The following is a 22,946-nucleotide window of genomic DNA, read 5'->3' on the forward strand; positions in this document are numbered from 1 at the left end:
CCATTTCTGGAATCTAGTAGCGGATCGAGCCGCCCGCGAACACCATCCAGCCGTCGAGGCTGGAAGCGCTGGCGCGTCGTTCGCTCAGCTCCACGAAGCCGGACAGCGACGGGGCGTCGGGCGCCTGCGGCGCGAGCTGGAAGCGCATACCGCCGCCATAGTTGTTCGCGCGGATGACCGGGATTTCCAAGACGGTCGGCATTTCATAGCGGCGCTCGCCGGTAGCTGCGAAGACGTAAGGCACGATTGCATGCGGTTCGGCGATGAACGGAAGCTGGGTGCTCCAGCCGAACTCTCCGCGTCCCACCCAGCCGGTATCGCCCGCGAGCGTGCCGGCGGCAAAGCCCGATAGCATGTTGGCGCCAATGACCGGAAATTGCTCGGACGTGAGCATCGGGCGACCGAATGATGTCTGGCCTGCAAGTCCTGCCGAGAGAAACAGATTCTCGGGAAGCGTTTGCATGACGTCGATGCGACCGTCGAGCTTGCTGAATTCCGCGTCCGCGCCTTGCCGCGAGAGCGTGAGCAACGGCGTAGCATCGGCCATGGAGCGGGCTCCAAGCGCATTGATGCCGTGAGAATAGGTCGCCGTGTAGCTGAGGGTGGTTCCGCTTTCGCGTAGTCGCAGGATCCCGTCGAGGCCGACACGTGGCACGCGTGTACGGTCAAGCGATAGCGGCGTGGCCGGCGTCGTGATCAGCGTGCTGACCTGTTCCTCCGTGAGATCGAATCGCGTATTGAAGCTCAGTTCGTTATCGCGGCGTTTGACAACATCGTAGGCGACCTTTGCGCGCCCCTGCCGGAAAACGCCCTGTGAAGCGAATATCGCATCCACCCTCGGGGTCGTGCGACCATCGGTGACGCCGAGTTCGAATCGCCAACCGTCGATGCCGAGTGGGACGGCGAGGTTTGCACCGAGATAGCGACGTGTCGGATAGGGCGTCACGAAATCATTGTCGGGCAGGCCAGCGATGGAGACCGAGAGTTGTTCGCCAAATCCCGTCAGGTTGTTGAGCGAGAAGTACGTTGCCGCCTGCCACTCGCCAAAGGATTTTGGCATGCCATTGTCGAGATAGAGGCTCGCCGAGACGGGCCTGTACCGGCCGCTGAGCACCAGGACAGAGCCGCCGACGGCCGAACCGGCAGCAAAAGTGGCATTGAGAACGAGACCCGGTGTATCGCCCGCAATCAGCAGTTGCCGTTCGAGTTCGTTCTGCGTGAGACGTCGCTTGTTGAGTAATGGCGCCAGCACGGCTGCAACGCGAGCAGCCGATGTTTCGGACAGGGTGCTGGTGTCGAATTTCTCGACATAGCCGTCAATGACGCGCAGCTTCACACGTGCACGCCGATCAAGTTCCTGGGGCAGGATGACGATGCGCACGAGCGGGTAGCCTGCGCGCACATAGGCTTGCTGCAATTTGTCGGCAAGGCCGAACAGATCTGCGACCGTAACGGACTTTCCCAGCAGCACCGCCGCGGCTTCTTTCCTCGCGATGGCGATCTCGTCAAATTCGCCTTCGATGTCGATTCCGGTCAGGATAAACGTCAGCTTTTTAGCGGCATCCGGCACGGTTGAGCCGGCGGCGATTTGCGGCAAGGTAATACGCGTCGATGCGGGCGGCGTGGCAATCGTGGGCGGTTGTACGAGGCTCGGTGCGGGCGCGGGGGATTGAGCGAGCACGGCACTACACGACGATCCCAAGGCGATTGCGATCAATGCCAAGGATTTCTTTGTCGAACGAATAGACATTAAAACAGCCCCAGAACTTCCCACGTGCAGTGCGCATGCATCCGTCGGTCATGCGCAACCCGACGACCGGCATCGTCAGGCAGCAGCGACGCGGCGCATATATGCATGGATAGTTTGGGCGCGCATCAACCATAACGGTCGTTGATGGGCGATGTGAACGAGCGTTCACACGGTGTTCGAAACTGATTGCATCCAGCCCCTAATAAGACGCTGGTATCACGGGCATCGGCCGCGTGAGCGCAGCCCGGAGCGGTTCTGTGCTCAACCGATGCCATTGATCGCTTAGGAGTTGAGCAGGTGAGAGATCGTTTCGGCACTTCCATTCGTCGTGATTCCGCGTCCCATGCGTTCAAGCGCGCGATGGTACGGCTGATCCTCGTCGCAGCGATTGTCGCGGGCGTGACCGATGTATTGCCGGCCCGGGCGCAACAGGAAGCGCCGAAGTATGAGGTCACTGGATTTCGCGACGCCCGTTTCGGCATGACGGAGGCGGAGGTGCGGGCCATTGTGACGAAGGCATTCAATCTCAAGCCGGCCGATATCACGAGCGGCGTGAACAGCGTCGAAGGTACAAATGTCATTACCGTCAACATGCCGGCGCTCGATCCCGGCCCGGGCGCCGCGCGGGTCGCCTACATCTTCGGCAACAAGTCGAAGAAACTGATCCAGGTGAATGTCATCTGGGGCGAGGTGGCGTTTACACCGGCGATCGATCCCAATGCGATGATCACAGCGGGATCGCGGATCGAGCGATACTTCGCGGGATTCGCCTGGAAAAAGGACACCCTGCGCTCGGGCATCCCTGTCGGCGAAAACACCATCGTACTGTTCGCTGGCGAGGACGAGAAGAAGGGGGCGGTCCGGCTGATCGCGGATGGTGTCAAGTATCAGATGCAGCGCGAGGGCAACCAGACCACATCGCCGGACCCGAAGGGGCCACCAAAGCTGATCATCAACTACATCGCTGAACGCGACGACCCAGACATTGCGCGGATCGAGCGCGGAAAATTCTAGAGCGGACCGACGAGATAATTTCGGGAACGCCGGTCAACGGCGCCCGTGCAGGTGACAGGAACTGGGCATGGCACAGACATATGACGTAACGTCGATCCGCGGCAGTGTGAGGGCGGCCTTTGCACCGCTGGTGTTCGGCTGCGTGGTGTTCAGCGGCAGCATTGCGCTGGCGCAGACGGTGCCGGGCGGCGGTACCGTGACCCATGGCGCCGCGAGCATCGCCGCACCGTCGAACGGCACGCTGAACGTCAATCAGTCCTCGAACAGCGCCATCATCAACTGGAATTCGTTCTCGATCGGTGCCGGTGGCACCGTCAACTTCAACCAGCCGAGCGCGTCGGCTGCCACCCTCAACCGCGTTACGGGTAACACGCCTTCCAGCATCGCCGGCACGATCAATGCGCCCGGCACCGTGCTGCTGGTCAATCCGAACGGTATCGCAATCACCAATACGGGTGTCGTCAATACCGGCTCTTTCGCGGCCTCGACCCTCGACATCAGGAACGAGGACTTCCTGTCGGGCAAATACAAGTTCACCGGCAACGGCTCCTCGGCTGTCGTCACCAATGCCGGCCGCATCAACGTGTCCGACGGCGGCTTCGCGGCGCTGCTCGGCGGCCGCGTCGCCAATGACGGCGTCATTTCGGCGCGGCTCGGTAAGGTCGGCCTTGGCTCCGGCGAGATGATCACGCTCGATCTCTCCGGCGACGGCTTCCTGTCGGTCGCCGTGCCTTCCAATCAGCTTGGCAATCTCGTCGATGGCACCGGCAAGGCGCTGGTGACCAATAGCGGGAAGATCCGTGCCGATGGCGGTCAGGTGTTCCTCAGCGCCGCCACGGCGAACAATATCCTCCGCGACGCGGTCAATGTGCCCGGTACGATCCGTGCCAATTCCGTGGGCACCCGCGCCGGGCGCATCGTACTCGGTGGCGGTGAGGGCGGCCGCGTCAACGTGTCGGGGCGCGTCACCGCCACCGGCAAGTTACGCAATCAGGTTGCCGGCAAGAAAGGCGGCCAGATCGACATCAGCGGCGCCGAGATCGCGCTGGCCGGTGCGCGCATCGATGCGTCGGGCGCGGCCGGCGGCGGCAGCGTTCGCATCGGTGGCGATGCCTATGGTCGCGGCGATTTCCAGCATGCCGTCAAGGTCACGGCGGATTCTGCGACGGTGATCCGCGCTGATGCGCTGGACAGCGGCAAGGGCGGCAAGATCGTGCTGTGGTCGGACGGGCTGACCAGCGTGCGCGGCACGCTGTCGGCGCGCGGCGGTGTCAATGGCGGCGACGGCGGCCTCATCGAGACCTCGGGCAAGCAGCTCGATTTCGCGGGCATCCGCGTCGATGCGTCCAGCCCGAAGGGCCGCACTGGTGACTGGCTGCTCGATCCGGTCACGCTGACCATCGATTCCGCAGCGGCTGCGACCATCGGCGCGAATCTCGGCTCGGCCAATGTCACGCTGATCACCATGGCGTCGTCCGCCAGCGGCCCGGGCAACCAGTCGCAGGGCGCCGGCGATATCATCATCAATGCGCCGATCTCCTGGACATCGGCCAATACGCTGTATCTCAATGCCTATCGCGACATCCAGATCAACGGCACGATATCCGGCCGCAACGGGACGCTGTGGCTGACGTCGCCCGGCAGCATCTCGCAGACCGCGCCGATCATGGTGTCCAACTTGGTGCTCCCGATGACGTTCACGTCGGTATCACTGACCAGCGCCGGTAATGTCGTCGGCCGGCTGTCGAGCGATACAGCGAGTGTGGGCTGGGGGAGCGAAGACCCGCAGCCGTTTACTCCCGGTTCGGTGGCCTTCAGCAACAACGGCAATCTGGTAACCGGCGACCTCATTGGGCGCGATATATCGCTGGTGATCGGCGGTTCGCTCACTTTCGAAGGCAGCATTCGCGCAACAGGGACGGCGGCCTCGACCTCGACATCGATCGTGGCGTCGGGCGACGTCACTGCCGGGAGGATCGGCAGCATTGTCAGCGGCAATATATCGATCACGTCGGGTGGTGCGATCACCACCAACTCGCTGGGCTCGTTCGGCACGATCAATCTGCGGTCGGCCGGAAATATCCAGATCAACGATCACATTTCCAACTTCAACAGCGCGCTGACTTCGGTGACGCTCCGCTCCGACAACGGCCTCGTCAACTTCGCGTCCAATGGGCGGGTGAATACGGCCACGCCCGTCGAAATCTTTTACAATCCCTATGCGGCAACCGGCAGCTACGCCAATACGATCAACTATTCCAGCATCACGCAGAGCGGCTATGGCGCGACCGTGGCAGCGTATATGCTGGTGAATGATGTCTACCAATTGAAGGGAATCGAATCCAATCTCGGCGGTACCTACGCGCTGGGCCGGGACATCGATGCCAGCGTGACGTCGACCTGGACCTGTCTGAGCGGCATCTGCCGCGGCTTCGATCCGATCGGTGCGTTTGGAGATGGTCGCCCCTATCAGGGCTTCACCGGTACGCTCGATGGCCGCGGCTATGCGATCCTGAACATGTACCAACGCCGCGGCGAAGGGCAGGTCGGCGGTGGCGATGTCGGCGTGTTCTACCAGAACAATGGCACGATCCGGAATGTCGGTATCATCGGCGGTTCGTTCAGTGGCAATGCCAGCTATGTCGGTTCGATCGCCGCAGAGAACAATGGCACGCTGACGAATGTTTATTCGACGGCGAGCGTGACCAACATCGCCAGTTCGCTGGGCGCGGGCGGTCTGGTGGCACGCAATAATGGCATCATCAATGGCGGCTCCTATTCGACCGGTGCCATCCGCGGCTATGTTGTCGGCGGCATCGCCGGCTACAATTACGGGACCATCCAGGATTCCTATTCGGCCGGCTCGGTCACCGGCGCGACGGCAGGTGGCATTGCCGGCATCAATGGCGAAGGCGCCATGGTTCGCTGGACTTATTCGCTTGCCAGCGTGAGCGGCACGAGCTGGACCGGCGGTCTTGTTGGCGAAAATCAATGGAGCGTGATGGGCTTCGCGTCGCTTCAAGATTCGTATTTCGCGGGCGTGGTGTCCGGCACCAATGTGGGTGGCATCGTCGGGCGCAACCAGTTCCGCGACTGGGATACGATGGAAAGCTTCAATTCCCAGCACAGCCAGTCAGCACGCATCTGGCACGTTTACTGGGATCAGGCCACGTCCGGCACCAGCCGCGCCTTCGGTCGCTCCTATCACGACATGCCCGGCGGCTGGACGTCGGAGCAGATTCAATATGTTGCTGCGCTGAACACGAATTCCGACAACAGCCCGTATTCGCTTAACTCCTACAGCAATTTCAACGACCCGAACTATCTCAATGGATACCAGGAAGGCAACTTTCACTCCCACTGGTACATGGTGGACGGCTATACGCGCCCGTTCCTGAAGGCCGAATATTCGACCAACATCCAGAACCTGCACCAGTTGCAACTGGTGAATATGAACGGTGCTGCCAGTTACAAGCTTGCGCGCGACATCAACGCGTCGGTAGAATTGTCCACCGGGATGTGGAAGGGCAACGCCTTCTCGCCGATCTCGCCGATCAGCTATAGCGGTTACACGACGAAGGTCTTCATGCGCCTGCAATTTGGCGAGAATCGACCGTCCGATTCGTATGAGGTCTGGAACAATGGAGTGCGCGAGGTCTACACGACTGTTTATACGCTGGGCGAGACAGGATATTCGCAGTCGGGACAGTACGCCGACTACGCGAAAACGGCAGCCTCGTTCACCGGAACATTGGACGGCCAGGGTCACGCGATCAGAAACCTCTTCGTGAATATGACCGACGGCAATCATGCGGGCGTGTTTGCCTATCTGGCATCCGGCAGCACGGTGAAGAATCTCGGCGTCGTCGACAGCAGGATCATCGCCGACTGGGGATCGGCCGGCTCGATCGCGGGCCTGAGCGATGGCACGATCTTCCGCTCCTGGGCGTCGCGCAGCGATGATGCGACGGGGGTCTATTCGAACTGGGCCGCCGGCGGCCTGGTCGGCTACAATCGCGGCACGATCGAAGAGTCCTACAGCACCGTGGCAGTGGAGGCGGTTGGCCAGCAGTCCGACTGGGTCACCTTTTTCGGCCAGGCGGGCGGTCTCGCCGGCGTCAATCTGAACGAAGGCGGCGGTGCCGGACGGATCATCAATTCCTATGCGACGGGCCTGGTGCGCGGCAATGGCACGATCGGCGGTCTCGTCGGCACCAATGCGACAGATTATGGCGTGGGCACCATTATCAATTCCTGGACGACAGGGCGGCTCGACCGGGCCTGGAACTATGGCATCCACTTTGTCGGCTCGATCGTCGGACGCAATGTCAGCGACAACGGGCGAACGGGAACGGTCACGAACTCGTACTACGATTCCAGCATCTCGAACCCGTCATCGCTCGCACCCAATCGTGGCCAGACCTTCGTCGGCACCGGCCTGACCACGGCGCAGATGCAGGATCTCAACACGTTCCGCACCGTCTATGCCGGCTGGGATTATCGCAACGTCTGGATCCCGTCGAACAGCGCGGGCCAGTCGGACGGCGTCGCGCGCTATCCGGAATTCTACTGGGCCAATCACGTCGCCGTCGTCGAGACATCGAATGCCACGCGCATGTATGGCGATGCCAATACGACGCTGGCGGCGATGATCTACGGCCTCAAGAATTACGACACGCCGAATGTGATTCCGATCACCGTAAGCTCGACCGCCAACCAGTCATCGGGCGTCGGCACCTATGCTATGTCGGTCGGCTTGACCGTATTGCCGCCGCAGGCCGTTGGCAGTGGCACTCCTGGTTCTGTCGGCGTGTACCAGCAGTACGTAGGCATGCGGATCAATAACGGGTCCGACATTATCTGGGATCGGGGCTCGACAGCGCAGCAGATCGCGGATCGCATCAACCTGTTCACTGGGCAGAATGGCGTGACCGCGACGGTCAATGCAAATGGTGCGATCGTTCTCACCGGCACCGGCACGTTCTCACTGGTTCCGATGGGCGTGACGATTGGCGATGGCGTGGCCTGGCTGCATCTGACGCCATATGTGCAGATCACATCGACCCAGCTTCAGCCCGTCAGCACCGACGGGGCGCGCTACCGCATTATCAACCTGCCGAGCGGGCAATTGACGGTGACGCAACGTGCCATCACGGTGGCCGCCGATGCCGGACAGGGCAAGGTCTATGGCGACACAGGTTCTGCCCTCACCTGGCAGGTGACCGGTGGGTCGCTGGTGAATGGCGATAGTCTGACCGGCGCGCTCGGCCGTGCCGCGGGCGAGAATGCCGGCAACTATGCGATCAATCAGGGATCGCTCAGCGCGTCCTCGAACTATCGGGTGAGTTTCGTCGGGACCGATTACAGTATCGCCAAGCGCACCGTGACGCTGTCGCTCACCGGCACGGTGGAGAAGCAGTATGACGGCACCAACGCCGCCGCGCTCGGCGCCAGCAATTTCACGCTGAGCAATGTGGTTGCAGGCGATGCCGGGCTGCTGTCGGTCGCGAACCTGCCGACCTCGGGTAGCTATGACAATGCCAACGCCGGAAGCGGCAAGACCGTCTCGTTCAATCTCGGCTCGGGCGGCCTGACTGGCAGTGCGGCCGGCAACTACACGCTGGTGGTCAATAGCAGCCGCAATATCGGCAACGTCACCAAGGCGGCGCTGACCATCACGGCCAACGATCAGTCCAAGACCTACGGCGATACGCTTGCGCTCGGCAGCACCGGCTACAGTATCGGTGGTACGCTCTACGGCACCGATCGCGTGACCGGCGTGACGCTGGCGAGCCTCGGTGCGGATGCATTGGCGAATGTGACGGGCGCGCCCCACGGGATCACGGCCAGCAACGCGCTCGGCAATGGCCTCGGCAATTACACCATCAGCTATGTCGGCGGTTCGCTGTCGGTCGCTGCAGCGGACATCATCGTGTCGGCGAATGGTGGCAGCTCGGTCTATGGCCAGTCGCCGTCCAATCCCGGCTTCACGGCGCAGGGCCTCAAGAATGGCCAGGATGTCGATGTCCTGACCGGCCTGAGCAACTCGTTCGGCATTTTTCCGACGACGGGCGTGGCTGGCGGTCCGTATACGCTCAGCGTGGCGGGAACACTGACCAACGCGAATTATCGCGTGACGGCGCGCAACGACGCCAGCTGGACCGTCACGCCGGCGTCTATCGCGGTCTCGGCCAATGGCGGCACATCGGTCTATGGCAGCTCGCCGCTCAATCCGGGTCTGTCGGCCACCGGCTTGCAGAATAACGAAGGCGTCGACGTTCTTGCGGGCCTTCGCAACTCGTTCGGCATTACCGCGACCAGCGGCGTGGCTCATGGGCCATATGCGCTCAGTGTGCTCGGCACGCTGGCCAATCCAAACTATCAGGTCTCCGCATTCAATCCGGGCAGCTGGACCGTCACGCCGGCCTCCATTGTTGTCACGGCCAATGGCGGCACATCGGTCTATGGCAGTTCGCCGCTCAATCCCGGCCTGTCGGCCATCGGTTTGCAGAACGGTCAGGGGATTGAGGTTCTGACCGGGCTCGTCAATTCGTTCGGCATCACCGGCCGGACCGGCGTCGCGGGCAATCCCTATCTGCTTGACGTAGCCGGAACGCTGACCAATCCGAACTATGCGATCTCGGCCCGCAACAGTGGTGTCTGGATCGTGACGGCAGCGCCGCTGACAGTCACCGCAGATCCGCAGAGCAAGATGTTCGCGGAGCTCGATCCGGCGCTGACCTATCGTCTCACCGGCGGCACGCTGTTCAACGGAGATCGCTTCTCCGGCTCGCTGGAACGCGCGCTGGGTGATGTGGTGGGCGACTATGCCATTCGGCTAGGCTCGCTCGGCGTTTCGCCGAACTATGCGCTGAGCTATGTCGGGGCGGTTTTCACGATCAAGTCGTTCAACGTCTCGCTCGCGCCGACCCCCGGTCAGATCGCCGTGGTCAACCCGGCCGCGCCAACGGCCAATACGATGTCGCCATCCCCTGTCGGCAGTGTGAAGTCCTCCTTCGAGAACCTCTTCCAGGAGCCGCCGAGATCGCCGGCTCCAACCGGAATCGTCGCCGGCAGTGCTGGCGGGAGAACCAGCACCAACGGATCGCCCAATGATGACGTGACGAACTCCATCGGTGGCGAGCGCCGCGACGACAGAAAGCGGAGGAACGGTCGGTGAAACGACTCTCGCCGGCAGCTCCGCGTCCTCTGAATTGCTCCCAACTCGACCGGTAGTTGCGACGAGAGACGTCCGCTAAAAGAAGGGATTGGAAATCTTGGCGCCGCGCGATCGCTCTTAGCTCACGCCAAGCCTAAAAGCACTAGAGTTGCCTATGCGTGCGGATTCGACAGCATCGCAACATTCTATCGCGTGTTCTGAAATGCGACGGCGATGGCGCCGAACGACTGGCATGCGATGCATCGCGAGATCTAACCCGCAGTTGCTCCAAGAACGATCATGCCATGGGATGACCTCTTCTGGCGCGAAGCCGTCATTCGATCCCTCTGCGATTCCATGAGGGAGTGTCGGGGATGCGCATATGACCGGCATTCTGCCGACCTAGTACGCGAGATGACGCCGTGTCTAATAGCACCGCTGCCAATTCGCGTCCTCAGCGGCTGTTGCAAGCCATCCAACGATGCAGCAGTGTGCTTGCGAGAAGCAAGCGCCAGCGGACAGGGTCTGGTCCCTTATGATGCGAAGCGAAGGATGCGCTCGGCCATTCTCACATTGGCGAGATCGAGCATCCGGCCGTCCAGTGTCACGGCGCCATGCCCGTCCCGTTCGGCGGCGCACATCGCTTCGATGACGCGTTTCGCCGAGGCGATGTCGCTGGCTGACGGGACGAATGCCGACCGCGTCGGCTCGATCTGGTCGGGATGGATTACCTGCTTGCCGTCATAGCCCATGCTTGCCGCCTTGACCGCAGAGCCGAGCGTGCCTTGGTTGTCCCGGAATGTGCCAAAAGGCCCGTCGATCGCCCTCAGCTGGAAGGCGCGCGCGGCGATCAGAATTCGCATCATTGGATAGGCGAACAGGTCGAGCGCTGTTTCCCGGTGCTCCTCCGCTGCGGAGGCAACGTGCCTGTAGTCGCGCGGGGACAATCCGATCTCGTCGCTGCGCGCGCCGATCGAGGCGCTGAAATCGCCGACACCGAAATGCAGCGCGGCGACCGTCGCATGCGCAGCGGCGAGGGCATCGACATTGACCACGCCGAGCGCCGTTTCGATCAGGAGCTCGAGCTCCAGCGGATGGTCCCGGCCGCCGCGATGCTGCGATAGCCGCTCGCCGATGCCGATCACATCGACCACGCGTTCCGCTTTCGGTAGCAAGACGGTATCCAGTCTTGCGAGGCCGGACAGTTTTTCGACTTCCTCCGCGATGGACGGGCTGTCGATCGCGTTGATGCGAACCGTGACGGTCTTCTGCCCCCAGTCCAGACGGGTGATGGCATCGATCGCCGTCCGCAAGGCGGCGTTCTTTTCGCCGACGGGGACAGCGTCTTCGAGATCGAGAAACACGGCGTCCGCCGTAGATCCCGCGGCGCGCTCGACCATGCGTTCGCGATGCGCCGGTACGGCAAGATAGGTACGCGTCAGTCGAGGGGCGGTCATAAGCGGGCTCGTTCTCGGAGTTCGGACAGGATCGCGTCGGTGTGCTGCCCGACCGCGGGGACCGGACCCATCTGCGGCGTCAGGCCGAGGATCGTGATGGCCGGGAGATAGCTGGTGACAGCGCCATTCGGCGTACCGACATTGACGACGCGATGACGACTATGCAGTTGCGGGTGATCGAGAAATTCCTCAACGCTGTTGAGGCGCGCATTGGCGATCGAGGCCTCCTCTAACTGGGCCAGCAACTGGTCGCTGGTGGTGCCGGCAATGCGGCTTTCGATCAGACGTTCGAGCTCATCGCGGTTGGTCATGCGATCCGGATTGGTCACGAATCGCGGATCGCTGGCGAGATCGGCATCGCCGAGTACATTCGTACAGAGCGACAGCCATTCGCGTTCATTCTGGATTCCGAAGAACACGGTCTTGCCATCGCCGGCGCGAAATGGACCGTAGGGCGCGATCGTGGCGTGGCGCATGCCGGTCCGTTTCAGCGGCTTTCCGGCGCCCGCTGTATAGAGCGAGGGATAGCTCATCCATTCGGTCATCGCATCGAACAGCGACACCTCGAAGGCGGTGCCGCGCCCGGTGCGTTCGCGCGCATAGAGCGCCATCAGAACGCCGTTCAGCACATACATGCCCGTGGCGATATCCGCGATGGCGATGGCGCCCTTGGCGGGATGGTCTTCTGAACCGTTGATCGAGAGCAGGCCGGTCTCGCATTGCACCAGCAGGTCATAGGCCTTTTTGTCACTATACGGTCCGCCCGATCCGTAGCCGGAGATGTCGCAGGCGATCAGGCGCGGAAAGCGCTCAACCAGCGCCTTGGCATCCAGCCCGAGCCGCTGCGCTGCACCTGGTGCCAGGTTTTGTAGAAAGACGTCGGCGCCGGCGAGCAGGCTTTCCAGCGCGTCGCGGTCCTGCGGCTGCTTGATGTCGAGCGCCAGGCTTTCCTTCGACCGGTTGGTCCAGACGAACTGGCTGGACATGCCGTTTAGGACGAAGTCGTAATCCCTGCAGAAATCGCCGCGTCCCGGCCGCTCGATCTTGATAACGCGGGCGCCCCAATCCGCCAGATGTCGGCTGGCCAAGGGCGCAGCAATCGCCTGTTCGAGCGATACCACGGTGACACCCGTCAGGGGCAAAGCGCGCTTTTCTTGGTCCATCTGCTGTCCCGACAGTTTTGCTCCGCGCACTCTTAACCGCGTCGGTGCACGCTGGGGGCATACTGGTTTGCCATCGCAGGTATAGGCTGAACCAATGGCGTGTCAGTCAGGGGCCTTGTCCCAGATCGCGGCATGTTCGCGCGCCAGTGTGCGGATGGTCTCTTCAGCAGCCAGTGCGGCCGCGGTCTGCGGAATGCCGGTGGGCAGGCAGAGACCCACGGTGCGATTGATGGCGGGGTTCACTAGCCGTCTCGACAGGATGGGTGTTTCTGCGACCCGGGCGACCCCGGAGGAGTTGATCGTCGCGGCGGTGCCGTTGCGCACGAGTTTCATCATAACCGGCAGGGAGTCGATGTCGGACATCACATTCAGTGGCACACCAGCTTCCGAGAACGCTTGCTCGACGAGAAGGCGCAGCCCGTTGGTTCTGTCCGGAAGAACCATCGGGACATCGGCCAGGGATGCGAGATCGCAGGTCGTCGCTTCGGGATCGCCTATGCCGGGGGCGCCAAATACGGACAATTGCTCAGTAAACAGCGGCCTGGCGGTCATGCCCGGCGCGTCGGAGCCGCGAAACAGAATGGCCATGTCGAGGCGGCCATTGGCCAGCAACTCGTTGAGATAGCCGCTGAAGCTCTCGAAGAGCTGGAGCTTCACGCCGGGATGGTCGTGCCGCAGGCGCTCCACCAGCGGCACGGCGAGCACCGAGGCGATGCTGGTGGGAAGGCCGACAGCCACGGGTCCGACTGCGCCGGCGCCCTCGTCAGCAATGTCGGCCGTGAGCTCCTGCATCTGCCGCAATACGATGCGGGCATGACGATACAGTTTGGCACCCGCATCGGTCGGCTTCACGCCCGTCGCGCTACGCAGCAGAAGCGGCACGCCCAGGTCGTGCTCCATCGCGGCGATCTGCTGGCTCAGCGAGGGCTGCGACACTGCGAGCAGCACCGCGGCCTTCGACAGGCTGCCCATGTCGACCACGTTGACGAAGTAGCGAAGCTGTCTCAGTTCCAAGGCATCGATCCAGTGAAGATGCGGGCAAGCTCGTCTGCTTACACCGAACCGCACTTCGCTGGCCATTGCCAGCGGCGGCGGCGATGGGGCCGGTGCCCGATCTTATACCCCTCAGAGCAACAGCCTATGGGACGGAGCCCCGGCGAGTATGCCAGAAGGACAACAAAGGCGCGCGAAGCGTCGCATCGGCAAATATCAAGGGGAGGCTCTACGTGCGCCGTCTGTTCATTGCACTGCTCTGGATCGCAGCTTCGCTTACGTCGGCACGCGCGGACAACTATCCGGACCGCCCGATCACGCTGGTCGTGCCCTATGCGGCCGGCGGCACCACGGACGTGCTGGCTCGCATTCTCGCCAAGGCACTCGGCGCCGAACTCAAACAGACGGTGATCGTCGAGAATGTCGGCGGCGCTGGCGGCACGATCGGCACCCAGCGCGTGGTTCGGGCCAAACCCGATGGCTACACGCTCAATTTCGGCAATATGGGCTCGATGGCGGCGATCGTGCCACTGTACCCGAATCTGGGCTTCGATCCGCGCAAGGACCTGACCGGCATCGGCGTGTTCGCGAATGTCCCGATGATGCTTTCGGTCAGCAAAAAGAGCGGCATCGAGAATCTGAGTCAACTGGTCGAGCGTCTCAAGGTGCCGAACAACCGCATCACTTTCGGGCAATCCGGGGCGGGCTCGACCGCGCAGCTCGCCGCAGCGATGTTGCTCTATCTGACGCAGACCAACGCGATGCTGGTGCCCTATCGTGGCTCGGGGCCTGCCATCCAAGATTTGATCGCTGGCAATATCGAGGCGGTGATCGACCAAACCGTCACGATGATTCCGGCGCATCAGAACGGGCTGGTGCGGGCCATCGGCGTCACCGGGCCGCAGCGATTGGCGCAGGCACCCGACGTGCCGACCTTCGTCGAAAGCAATCTGCCGAAATTCGATCTGCAAGTGTGGAATGCGCTGGCGGCCCCTGCCGGCACGCCGCCCGAAGTGATCGCCAGATTGGAAGCGGCGCTCGCCAAGTCGCTTGAGAATGAAGACGTCAAGGCGCGCTTCGCCGAACTGGCGGCGCAGGCGCCATCTGCGCAAGGTCGCACGGCCCTGCAGCAACTCATCAACTCGGAGGTCGACCGCTGGTCGATCATCGTGAAGGAAGCGAAGCTCGAACCCTGACACGTGTGAGATGACTTTATCTCTTGCGAGATCGCTGCGTGGCTAGGCGGGATCGATGACTATCTCGAGATTAAATGTCTTTGCATGGGCGGGATCTGATTGGCGCCGTTGAGCCCGAATGCGCGCCCGCGAGCAACTTAACGTCACGCGTGGGCACTAAGTTCTTTTGAGTTGGACAGGCGCTTATGGCGCAGAGCGAATATCAAAAGCGTCGAACCGGTGTATTCGCGTTACGCTTCACCAGCAGATTAAGCGAGCTCAGTTAGTCTTGAGGTTGTAGAGCTTGCGCAATCTTTCTTGCGTGCCGTCAATCGCGCGGACTGTATTGAGCTCTGCGGTGAGCCTCAATTGCACGTCGGCTGCTCGGTGAAGTGAGAGAATGCCCCAGTTCGTCTCAAAGCGAGGGTCTGCGATCTCGTCAATGATCACGGCCGTGACGTCTTCGCACCCGTAGCAACTGCGGATTTGCAGCAATGCCGCATGTTCGAGGTCATGTCTGGAGAGTAGCGACTTCGCCATAGTGGGTATCCCTTGCGTCATCGCTTGATTCAATTCGAAGACGAGATTGTGCCTTTGCTTTTCGGAAACGGCAAGTATGGCAGACCACTCTTAAATCATCACCAGCTTGATCTCACCGTCGTTGGCTGCAACCAGTTCCATCTGCTCGCGCGCCAGTTTTTCGATCAGCGGCCTGTTGGCGTGGAAGTACCTTTTGGCCTGATCTTTGGTTGGAAACTTGGTCGTCAGGGTACACGCAATTCGGCGGTTGCCGTGCCTTATGTCGAACGCCACGCGCTGAAAGTCATCAGGCGCCTGAACCTGTGTCGAAATAGCAATCATGTTTGGATCCATAAAGCTCGGCGAAAGCCCGAACTCAACGAACATTACGACGTCTATGTGTTCAATGTATGTGGACGAGTCGGCAAACAGCCTGAAGGCGATCTCGCTCTCGCTGCGGTTCCCCGTCGATTACCCGAGGATAGATTGGTATAGGGTCAGGTAGCGATCTGCCATTCTATCGACGGTAAAGTGCTCAGAAACCGCCGCCCGGCAGGCGCGTCTATCCAGTTCACCAATGCGCTCAACGGCTTGAACAGCTTCGAGGGCGCTATTGACCAGGAAACCTGTCACGCCATCCGTAATCAATTCGGGCATCGATCCGCGGTTACGCGCGATCACCGGTGTTCCACAGGCAAGCGCCTCAACAACTGATAACCCGAATGGTTCGTCGAAATTGATCAGGTGAAGCAATGCCCGTGCAGATCCCAGAACGCGTGTCCGCTCCAGACCTCCGACCGGACCGAGATAAGTCGCGGACCTTCCCAGTGCTGGCAACACATGACGTCGATGATAGTCCGCATCCTGAACGATACCGGCCATGATGAGGTGGCGGCCTGCCGCTTCGGCAGTTGCTATCGCTTCGGCAGCGCCTTTATCGGGATGAATGCGACCGAAGAATAGAAGATCGTTGCTGCCACTCGGATCGAAGGGAAACTCGTCGATAGGAATGCCGTGATGGATCGTTGCCGCGTAGCGAAGGTCGGGATGGCGATTGGCATCGCTGATTGCGACATAATGGACATGATCCTCATATTCCTTGAAAACCGGAACAATGCGGGCTGATGAAAAGCCGTGAATGGTTGTGACGACTGGCGTGTTCACAAGGCGAGAGAAGCCCAGCGGTAAAAAATCTGCCTGATTGTGGATGATGTCGAATTCGCCGGCCCGCTCAAAGACATTCGCAATATGCAGGAGTTCCCACGCCTTGGCATCGAGCGACGGGTCTTCAGAGTACGGCGCCGGGACTACACCGGCGAGATTTCCCGACGTCAAACTGTCCTTCGTGGCAAACAGTGTGACGTCAACTCCCCGCACAAGCAGCGCCTCCGTCAGCAAGCTTGTCACGAGTTCCCACGGGCCGTAGTGCCGGGGAGGAGTTCGCCAGGATATAGGCGCTAACATCGCGACGCGCATCGTGTTTAGCCTCGCAGGATGGATGGCGGATAATCGGCTACGTCAATCCGGGCACGGCGGATATATGGCCGACGGATTGGTGGAGGCCAGCTGCAAATTGGATTGACGCGACGACTCAGGAGCGCATGGTGAATGTCGTCGGTGGCTGGTTCGATGGTGTCATCATCGCTGCCGAATGAGAGGCGCTCCGCCCGTCATCTGTCAAGAGCAAGCGCACTGATCGCTGCAGAACGGGGCGCGGCGCCTTCAGATAAACAGGCAGGAAGCGACCTTTTGTAAATGCTGTTTCGAAAGTGAGGCTCGATATGGTGGCTATGTATCGCCAACCAAACTTGGAAGTCACAGTCACTCCACATCCTTTGCTTTTCTGGGAATGGCAGGTGCAGGACGATGGTGATCTGTTCGACAGTGGCTTCAGCAGCACGCGATGGAAGGCTCGGTATGATGGAAACGCAGCGCTTTTCGAGGTCCTGGCAGGCGGATTTTACTCTGAGCCTCTATTTGACTGATTGTTAAAAGTGCCGCAACGCGGCCTTGCCCGCAAGGCAATCCGATCTTGCTGGGCTAGCGCGGTTCTTCAATAGGCGCCCAGTGCGTGGGATCGATCCGGGTGACGTTGACGCATCCTGCTTCAGCCAGGGTAATAATCCAGTCGCCGTCGTTCCACCATGCGCGGCAGGCGGTTCGCATTTTTTCTGCCTCGGATTCCATGGCATGATCCGAATTGTCATCGTATCCGCCAGCCAGGAATATTGGCGTTCCGTCTTGTGGTGCGGTGTCTATAGGTAGCCAATTCAACGGTTAATGTCCTTGCAGTGGTGGGGGAAATAAAGCTGATGTTGTCCGCGCGATGACTGCGTGCCGCGCACGCGTTTCACGTTGACTTTGCGACAATGTGGGGTGGACGTCGGTGTTTGAAGGTTGAGATGCAGAGGATTCCTTTTTCGGCTTCGTCGGCAAGAAGTATAAGTAGCCGGTACACCTCGGGACTGCTTTGGGCGGCTGCCAAACGTCTGTACCGAGCGGCACGCGTGCCGTTCATGGAAAGGTCGTCGTCAGATGCTGGGTGTCTGCCAGCCTGATGGAGGTCATGTGGTCGTTCGAGTGACTGGTTGCGAAGCGATAATGGCATCGAGTGCTGCTCTACCGAGTTGCCGCGCTTCATCTTCGTAAAGCGGTGATGGCATGTCGCCCATCGTATCCCAAGTCTTTCTGATTGCCTTCGCAGCAACCTCGACCGCTGCATCATATTCGGACTGCTCGTTACATCTGGCGTGCTGTGGCGTGTGTTGAAGGTCATTCACGGCACTGAATTCCAGCTCTGACATTGAGAGCTCCCCTCAAGTTGAGATCGCGCAAGATCTGCTTCCGTTCAATCGAGGATTTGGCGTCACGCAGATTATGACGCGTTCTGACCGGAGGTGATTTAGCCCTGCTGAATAACGACGGCGTCAACAATTAAGAAGAGCCAAGAGGAGGGACAGTAGTACCAGAGGCAGAGGCCGATCCCAGATATTGATCGTCCAACGCTTATGGCCACCCCTTGTTGAGGGGGAAACAGTGCTCACAGACGCCGGTAAAAGCCCAGGTTCTTGCGATGATCTTCAGATCTTACGCTTCCAGTCGGAAATTACGAATGGAAGATATTATTTTTGGAAGCACGAATTGTGTCGCTGCCAAAGCGCCGATCGCGAGCTAGTAGCTGGATTACTGGATAGGTCTTCACACTTCCGGCTTCTGTAGCCGATGCTTCTTCGCATCTGCGATTAGTTGCAGTTGTCCGGCTTTTCGCATGGCAAGCGTTCGCTCGTCTCCGTGAGGGAGTTGAGCAGCTGCCGCAAGCGCGATCATGGCGGCGTGCTCAGCTTCAAGGTGAGAAGCATTCACCGTCCGGGCCTGTGTTGTTGCGATTCCAAAGTACATTCGGAGGTAGGCATGGCAGTCCCGAGACATTGGGCGGGAGCGCGACCGAACTCTCGGTCACCGGTGAATGCCTAAGGACGGGCGATGATGCGGTGCAGTAGATTCCCTTTATGTTCGGGAGTCGACCTAATTCGAAGGTTTTGATTTGTCGGCCGGAAGCGCTGAGATCCATCACCGGACTGCCCGCGCCTTGGATGGCTGGTTCAGGAGAATAGGGGCCCTACGGATACATACGGCTGCGGTATGGCGGGGTTGAAGAAAGCCGGATGTCGTCGTCCGGCTCTAGGCTGAGCGGCGCAGACGATATTTTCTGTCAACGATAGGTGGCGTTGCAACGAGCTTTACAGTCCACTTTGCTGCCGATGCATCCATCACGACAGATCTCACCGATCCCGTGACTGTTTGCCCGTTCAGCTGAAGTGCGCGCGGCAGCCCGTGATATTGAGCCAGACGAGCGCGTCTTGCCTCGACGAGGTCCGTGATTTCGATGACCTGCATCTGCGACTCCAGAGTTGGCGCGGTGCGCTCGACAAGATCCGCGCTACAGGACGGGTAGCATCGTATGGTTAATGAAATGCGTCAGATCGTCTTCAGCAGTTCCGATGCTGAAGGCAAGTCAGCGGGCGGGATTGCCATCCAGACTTTGGGACCCCGTATGAGCGCTCGCGGCCCTTCATTGTCGCAAATGAGCCACTCGGTTTCGTCCCAGATGACGAGGCATGGAAATGCCTGAGGCAGCTTGTCCTTGTTTCCGCGTATCCATGTTCCACCCGCAACGATGATCCTTTCATCGTCCTTCGGTGCGGTGCTGATTGGTTGCCACCCGTCGCCCATTTGATCGCCCTTTGTCTACGCTTCAGTGCGACTCAAATGCGAGACCGCAACGTCCAGTTAAAGCGTGCAGACCTAGGCTGCCACATGAAACTTGCTTCCGATCGGCAGGCAGCTAGGCGGTTACGGAAGGGCTGTGCATCAAGTCGCATGGTGTCGCGACGAATTTGATTGACCGTCACGGGCATAGGCGCATGGTTCCACCATGCCCTTCAATTTCACCTCCGACGTTAAATCCAAGCAAAAAGATTGCTGGCTCATTTTGAACTTCAGCGGAGAGGAGATTTCCCTGTCGTTCGACGATGCAATCGAGCTTAAGATCCAGATCAATCACGTTCTGGAAACGGGAACTCCCAACGAACGGAAGATCGTGAGCGAAGCTGACAGCTGGTCGGCGCTGTGCGTGCCAAATGCGGGCGGTTTCGGGGTTGCCTTTGTCCTGTCGGCGACGTCGACGATAAAACTATGGCTGGATGCCAGGCAGGCTGAGCGCTTTTCTGCAGAGCTTCAGACATTTATCGACCTGGTTGGGAGTCGGAGTTGAAGGGTTTCTGGCATGGCTATGTCGAACTGGTATTGGCCGGCGTGACGTACGAAGCCAGTTACGACATCCTGGATGGCATGGTTCAATTGACCATTGGCCAGTTGATCGTGGTCGCAGAACCGCTGCCGGGTGCGACGTATGAGGAAAGTGCGCTCTACGCTTTAGAACAGTTCGCGACCGGAAAAATCGTCGCGCGGGGCTAGAGCCGCTCCCCGGGGGCTGGGTCAGCTCGCCGCCACTTCGCCCGCTTTTGTCGTCTCATAGGCAATGTCTGTCTTGTTCATGACGAGGGGCGATAGCCACCCGAGATCGACAAGGCGCTGGTATTTGCTGCGGTCGATATTGCCAGCCGTATATTTTGCGCCGCCGTGCAGGACGATCTCACGGATCAGTTCCAGGTCTTCAGGTGTCATGATTGCTCCATCTGGCATGATCGCCGATGCGCGTCGGAGCGCCCCGGAAGGGGATTGGACATTTTGATTGAATTTGACGGTTCTCGGTTGCTGCGAACGCAATAGCGCGGTCGAGCACATGGATCATGCGCCGGGTGCCCGTGACCTCAGATGCCGCAGCTATGTTGACGATGCGCTCTGTTCGACTATTTCTTTCGGGGCTTTTCCGCCTCGGGGTGCATTAGGCCCTTCATGGTCGGAGCTGCCGCGATTGTCTTGGCCTTGTCCTTCTTGGGTTTCTTTACTTCACGATTGTTCCGTTGTTCGCCTTTGGCCATGGTTTCGTCCTCCGCCCGCACTGGGCTTCAGTGACATTAGCACGTCGGTTGGGATTCCCGGAGATTATGTTGCCTAAAGCCGCTGTCGCATCGCGGCGTCGCGGGCGGACGACCGCCACCCGTCGTCCTGGCAGCGGACAGCCGCATCAATTCAGGAGATGGAAGTTTGCTTGATTGACTCCTCCCTGAATTCAGGGTTGCTATCGTTGAGAGACAACCGGGAGAACTGAAGTGACCACTGGCGTAGTAAAATGGTTCAATGCGACGAAGGGCTTCGGCTTTATCCAGCCGGACGATGGCAGCAAAGACGTCTTTGTTCACATCTCGGCCGTCGAGAAGGCGGGGCTGAGCACTTTGAATGAAGGGGCCAAGGTCAGCTTCGAGGAAGTGGCTAACCGTGGCAAGACGTCGGCAGAAAACCTGCGGGTTGGCTGATCGGGCCTCTTTTGCCCGGCGCCGCAAGTCTGGTGGCGTCCGGCTGTCGCCCAAATGACCACATAACTGGCAGCCCGTCGGACTTGTCCCGGCGGGCGTTTTGCGATGAGTTCAGCGGCTGGTTGGTGTCGCGTCGGCTTTCGCGAATGATGGTCAGGAAAGCTCGTTGGGGCTAAGTAAATTCAGGCGGCAGTGCAGCTATCCATATCGTTGTGCATGATTGTCTGGCTGGGGCGGCTATCCCATTTGACCGTGACGCTGCTCCAGTCCTTGGCGATCACGGTGCCAAAGTCATTCTTATCGTTCTTCCAAAAGACTGTCGTTCCGAGAACGAGCGCTCTTGATTTTTCACCGGTCACTGTGCGTCTCCCAAGAGTTCTATTTGCTGTTTGGTGAAAGGTGCCGACCACGGATGAGCTGGGCGTGCTGAGAAGCCACGTCCGATTGCATCTACGGGAAAACTAAGTCAGCTCTTATTTGTCCATCGCTGCGAGCAGGCTTCTTATATCGATCGTCGCGATGTTCGAGTAACTGTCCGAAATCGCATACGGGAAGATAATTTGATCGCCATGCCGCATTGCGCCGCATGTATAGACGACGTTCGGCACATATCCTTCGCGCTCGGACGGCGCAGGTCGAAGGAGCGGTTCGTCCAGGCGCCCCAGCACCTTCGTCGGGTCATTTTTGTCGAGCAGTGCTGCTCCTATCGAATATTTGCGGACCGGGCCGACACCGTGTGTCAGCAATAGCCAGCCCTCGTCTAATTCGATAGGTGAGCCGCAGTTGCCAATTTGAATGAACTCCCAAGGGGCGGCCGGCTTCAGGACCGGCGTGCCGCCATCCCATGTATAAAGATCATCCGAATAGATCAGGTAGAGGTTTTCATTGTCTTGCCGCGCGATCATCGCGAACCGCCCGTCGATTTTCCGGGGGAAAAGTGCCATGCCCTTGTTATGTGATGCGCTGCCTCTGAGGGCTGAAAAGCGAAACGTGACGAAGTCCGACGTCTCGATGATCTCCGAGCGGATCGCCCTGCCGCTATAGGCCGTGTAAGTCGCGTAATAGACCGTTCGCTCGGAATGCTCGAATTTCACGAAGCGCGCATCCTCGATGCCGTTCGATTGCGACTCCGTAATTGGAAAAATGACCCGCTCGCTGATATCCTCGCTGCTACGAAACGTGACGGCGACATCCTCCCCGCCAGGCCCAGACCCGAGGTGTTGAACTGCCGGATTTGATGCGAGGCGTGCGGTCGGGTCGATGCTGACGGTCCCGTCGGTATCTACAAGGCCTGTGCGAAATGTCAGGGATGACACATGGCCTTCACCGACTGCGCGCAGGCTGAGGATGAAGCGCAGGGCGCCAGCTGTCGTTCCCGACTGATCGGGGTGAGGCACGATGCTCGGATTGAAGAGGGCTGACGCTTCAAACGAGTATTCACTCAGGAAATAGGCGCCGACTAGCTGACGCTGAATCGTCGTGAACCGGCTATGGTCGTGGAACGCATCTTCCATTTCGTCAGCCCGGGCCTCGAATGTCTGAAGCAGATTCCGGTGGCGGCCCAGAAAGTTTTCAAGCACGTCGGCCAACTGATGTTCTGCCTGCTCGGGACTGAGCGCAAGAATCCGGTCGACGATATGATTGGCGCGCGTTTTATCTGTCGGATTGAGATCGCGTGGCTCCGTTGCTGGTTTAAACGGTCGTACGATGACTCGGGATGCATCGGGCCGGAGATAGAGCGCCTGGCGATTCAGTATCGGAGATGAGGGCAAAAGGA

The 22,946-nt window shown here is 60.0% G+C and carries 20 protein-coding genes; 6 read left to right on the top strand and 14 right to left on the bottom strand.

The window, feature by feature from the left end; translation table 11 throughout:
* Window positions 1-13 precede the first annotated feature (13 nt).
* Complete coding sequence (locus AB8A38_RS25930; RefSeq protein ID WP_439087874.1) at window positions 14-1,723, bottom strand: ShlB/FhaC/HecB family hemolysin secretion/activation protein; 1,710 nt, start codon at window positions 1,721-1,723, stop codon at window positions 14-16.
* A 324-nt stretch (window positions 1,724-2,047) separates the two neighbouring features.
* Here AB8A38_RS25930 and AB8A38_RS25935 point away from each other — a divergent pair, with 324 nt between their 5' ends.
* Window positions 2,048-2,764 (top strand): hypothetical protein, encoded by a 717-nt coding sequence (locus AB8A38_RS25935; RefSeq protein WP_439087875.1) that lies wholly within the window; start codon window positions 2,048-2,050, stop codon window positions 2,762-2,764.
* 67 nt (window positions 2,765-2,831) lie between these two features.
* Window positions 2,832-9,944 (top strand): MBG domain-containing protein, encoded by a 7,113-nt coding sequence (locus tag AB8A38_RS25940; RefSeq protein ID WP_439087876.1) that lies wholly within the window; start codon window positions 2,832-2,834, stop codon window positions 9,942-9,944.
* Window positions 9,945-10,456: 512 nt separating this feature from the next.
* On the opposite strand, the gene AB8A38_RS25945 is transcribed toward AB8A38_RS25940, so the two are convergent.
* The 3 genes from AB8A38_RS25945 to AB8A38_RS25955 form a co-directional block, all read right to left on the bottom strand.
* A complete protein-coding gene (locus AB8A38_RS25945) occupies window positions 10,457-11,380 on the bottom strand; it encodes an HpcH/HpaI aldolase/citrate lyase family protein (RefSeq protein WP_439087877.1) in 924 nt (307 codons plus the stop codon).
* A complete protein-coding gene (locus AB8A38_RS25950; protein WP_439087878.1) occupies window positions 11,377-12,543 on the bottom strand; it encodes a CaiB/BaiF CoA transferase family protein in 1,167 nt (388 codons plus the stop codon). The genes AB8A38_RS25945 and AB8A38_RS25950 overlap by 4 nt, the downstream gene beginning before the upstream one ends.
* Window positions 12,544-12,645: 102 nt before the next feature.
* A complete protein-coding gene (locus AB8A38_RS25955; protein ID WP_439087879.1) occupies window positions 12,646-13,623 on the bottom strand; it encodes a LysR substrate-binding domain-containing protein in 978 nt (325 codons plus the stop codon).
* Between the two features lie 146 nt (window positions 13,624-13,769).
* Between AB8A38_RS25955 and AB8A38_RS25960 the strand changes: the two genes are divergently transcribed.
* On the top strand, window positions 13,770-14,732 hold the full coding sequence (locus AB8A38_RS25960; protein ID WP_315843401.1) for a Bug family tripartite tricarboxylate transporter substrate binding protein: 963 nt from the start codon (window positions 13,770-13,772) through the stop codon (window positions 14,730-14,732).
* 258 nt (window positions 14,733-14,990) lie between these two features.
* Here the strand turns inward: AB8A38_RS25960 and AB8A38_RS25965 are convergent, their stop codons facing one another.
* The 6 genes from AB8A38_RS25965 to AB8A38_RS25990 form a co-directional block, all read right to left on the bottom strand.
* Window positions 14,991-15,251: a hypothetical protein gene (locus AB8A38_RS25965; RefSeq protein ID WP_089266051.1), complete on the bottom strand. Its 261-nt coding sequence runs from the start codon at window positions 15,249-15,251 to the stop codon at window positions 14,991-14,993.
* Window positions 15,252-15,341: 90 nt separating this feature from the next.
* Window positions 15,342-15,617 (bottom strand): hypothetical protein, encoded by a 276-nt coding sequence (locus AB8A38_RS25970; protein ID WP_315843400.1) that lies wholly within the window; start codon window positions 15,615-15,617, stop codon window positions 15,342-15,344.
* 84 nt (window positions 15,618-15,701) lie between these two features.
* Window positions 15,702-16,706 (bottom strand): glycosyltransferase family 4 protein, encoded by a 1,005-nt coding sequence (locus tag AB8A38_RS25975; protein ID WP_439087880.1) that lies wholly within the window; start codon window positions 16,704-16,706, stop codon window positions 15,702-15,704.
* Between the two features lie 564 nt (window positions 16,707-17,270).
* Entirely contained in the window at window positions 17,271-17,417 is a 147-nt protein-coding gene (locus AB8A38_RS25980) for a hypothetical protein (protein WP_158596715.1), read from the bottom strand.
* A gap of 377 nt (window positions 17,418-17,794) precedes the next feature.
* Window positions 17,795-18,034 carry a hypothetical protein gene (locus AB8A38_RS25985; RefSeq protein WP_089266054.1) on the bottom strand — a complete coding sequence of 80 codons (240 nt, stop codon included), beginning with the start codon at window positions 18,032-18,034 and terminating at the stop codon, window positions 17,795-17,797.
* Window positions 18,035-18,911: 877 nt separating this feature from the next.
* Window positions 18,912-19,127, bottom strand: coding sequence for a hypothetical protein (locus AB8A38_RS25990; protein WP_315843396.1), 216 nt, complete (start codon window positions 19,125-19,127; stop codon window positions 18,912-18,914).
* A gap of 538 nt (window positions 19,128-19,665) precedes the next feature.
* Here AB8A38_RS25990 and AB8A38_RS25995 point away from each other — a divergent pair.
* Window positions 19,666-20,004 carry a hypothetical protein gene (locus AB8A38_RS25995; protein ID WP_315843395.1) on the top strand — a complete coding sequence of 113 codons (339 nt, stop codon included), beginning with the start codon at window positions 19,666-19,668 and terminating at the stop codon, window positions 20,002-20,004.
* Entirely contained in the window at window positions 20,001-20,207 is a 207-nt protein-coding gene (locus AB8A38_RS26000) for a hypothetical protein (RefSeq protein ID WP_089266057.1), read from the top strand. The genes AB8A38_RS25995 and AB8A38_RS26000 overlap by 4 nt, the downstream gene beginning before the upstream one ends.
* A gap of 21 nt (window positions 20,208-20,228) precedes the next feature.
* Here the strand turns inward: AB8A38_RS26000 and AB8A38_RS26005 are convergent, their stop codons facing one another.
* Window positions 20,229-20,417 carry a TenA/THI-4 family protein gene (locus AB8A38_RS26005; protein ID WP_439087881.1) on the bottom strand — a complete coding sequence of 63 codons (189 nt, stop codon included), beginning with the start codon at window positions 20,415-20,417 and terminating at the stop codon, window positions 20,229-20,231.
* A gap of 185 nt (window positions 20,418-20,602) precedes the next feature.
* Window positions 20,603-20,734 (bottom strand): hypothetical protein, encoded by a 132-nt coding sequence (locus tag AB8A38_RS26010; RefSeq protein WP_256461247.1) that lies wholly within the window; start codon window positions 20,732-20,734, stop codon window positions 20,603-20,605.
* 231 nt (window positions 20,735-20,965) lie between these two features.
* Between AB8A38_RS26010 and AB8A38_RS26015 the strand changes: the two genes are divergently transcribed.
* Window positions 20,966-21,169: a cold-shock protein gene (locus tag AB8A38_RS26015; RefSeq protein WP_068734860.1), complete on the top strand. Its 204-nt coding sequence runs from the start codon at window positions 20,966-20,968 to the stop codon at window positions 21,167-21,169.
* Window positions 21,170-21,351: 182 nt separating this feature from the next.
* On the opposite strand, the gene AB8A38_RS26020 is transcribed toward AB8A38_RS26015, so the two are convergent.
* Together AB8A38_RS26020 and AB8A38_RS26025 are read right to left on the bottom strand one after the other, a co-directional pair.
* The gene (locus tag AB8A38_RS26020) at window positions 21,352-21,528 is read right to left on the bottom strand and encodes a hypothetical protein (protein WP_315843393.1); all 177 of its coding nucleotides are present in this window, start codon (window positions 21,526-21,528) and stop codon (window positions 21,352-21,354) included.
* A 114-nt stretch (window positions 21,529-21,642) separates the two neighbouring features.
* Window positions 21,643-22,941: a glycoside hydrolase family 130 protein gene (locus tag AB8A38_RS26025; protein ID WP_439087882.1), complete on the bottom strand. Its 1,299-nt coding sequence runs from the start codon at window positions 22,939-22,941 to the stop codon at window positions 21,643-21,645.
* Window positions 22,942-22,946 lie beyond the last annotated feature (5 nt).

Source organism: Tardiphaga sp. 839_C3_N1_4 (assembly GCF_051811045.1).
Classification (GTDB): Bacteria; Pseudomonadota; Alphaproteobacteria; order Rhizobiales; family Xanthobacteraceae; genus Tardiphaga.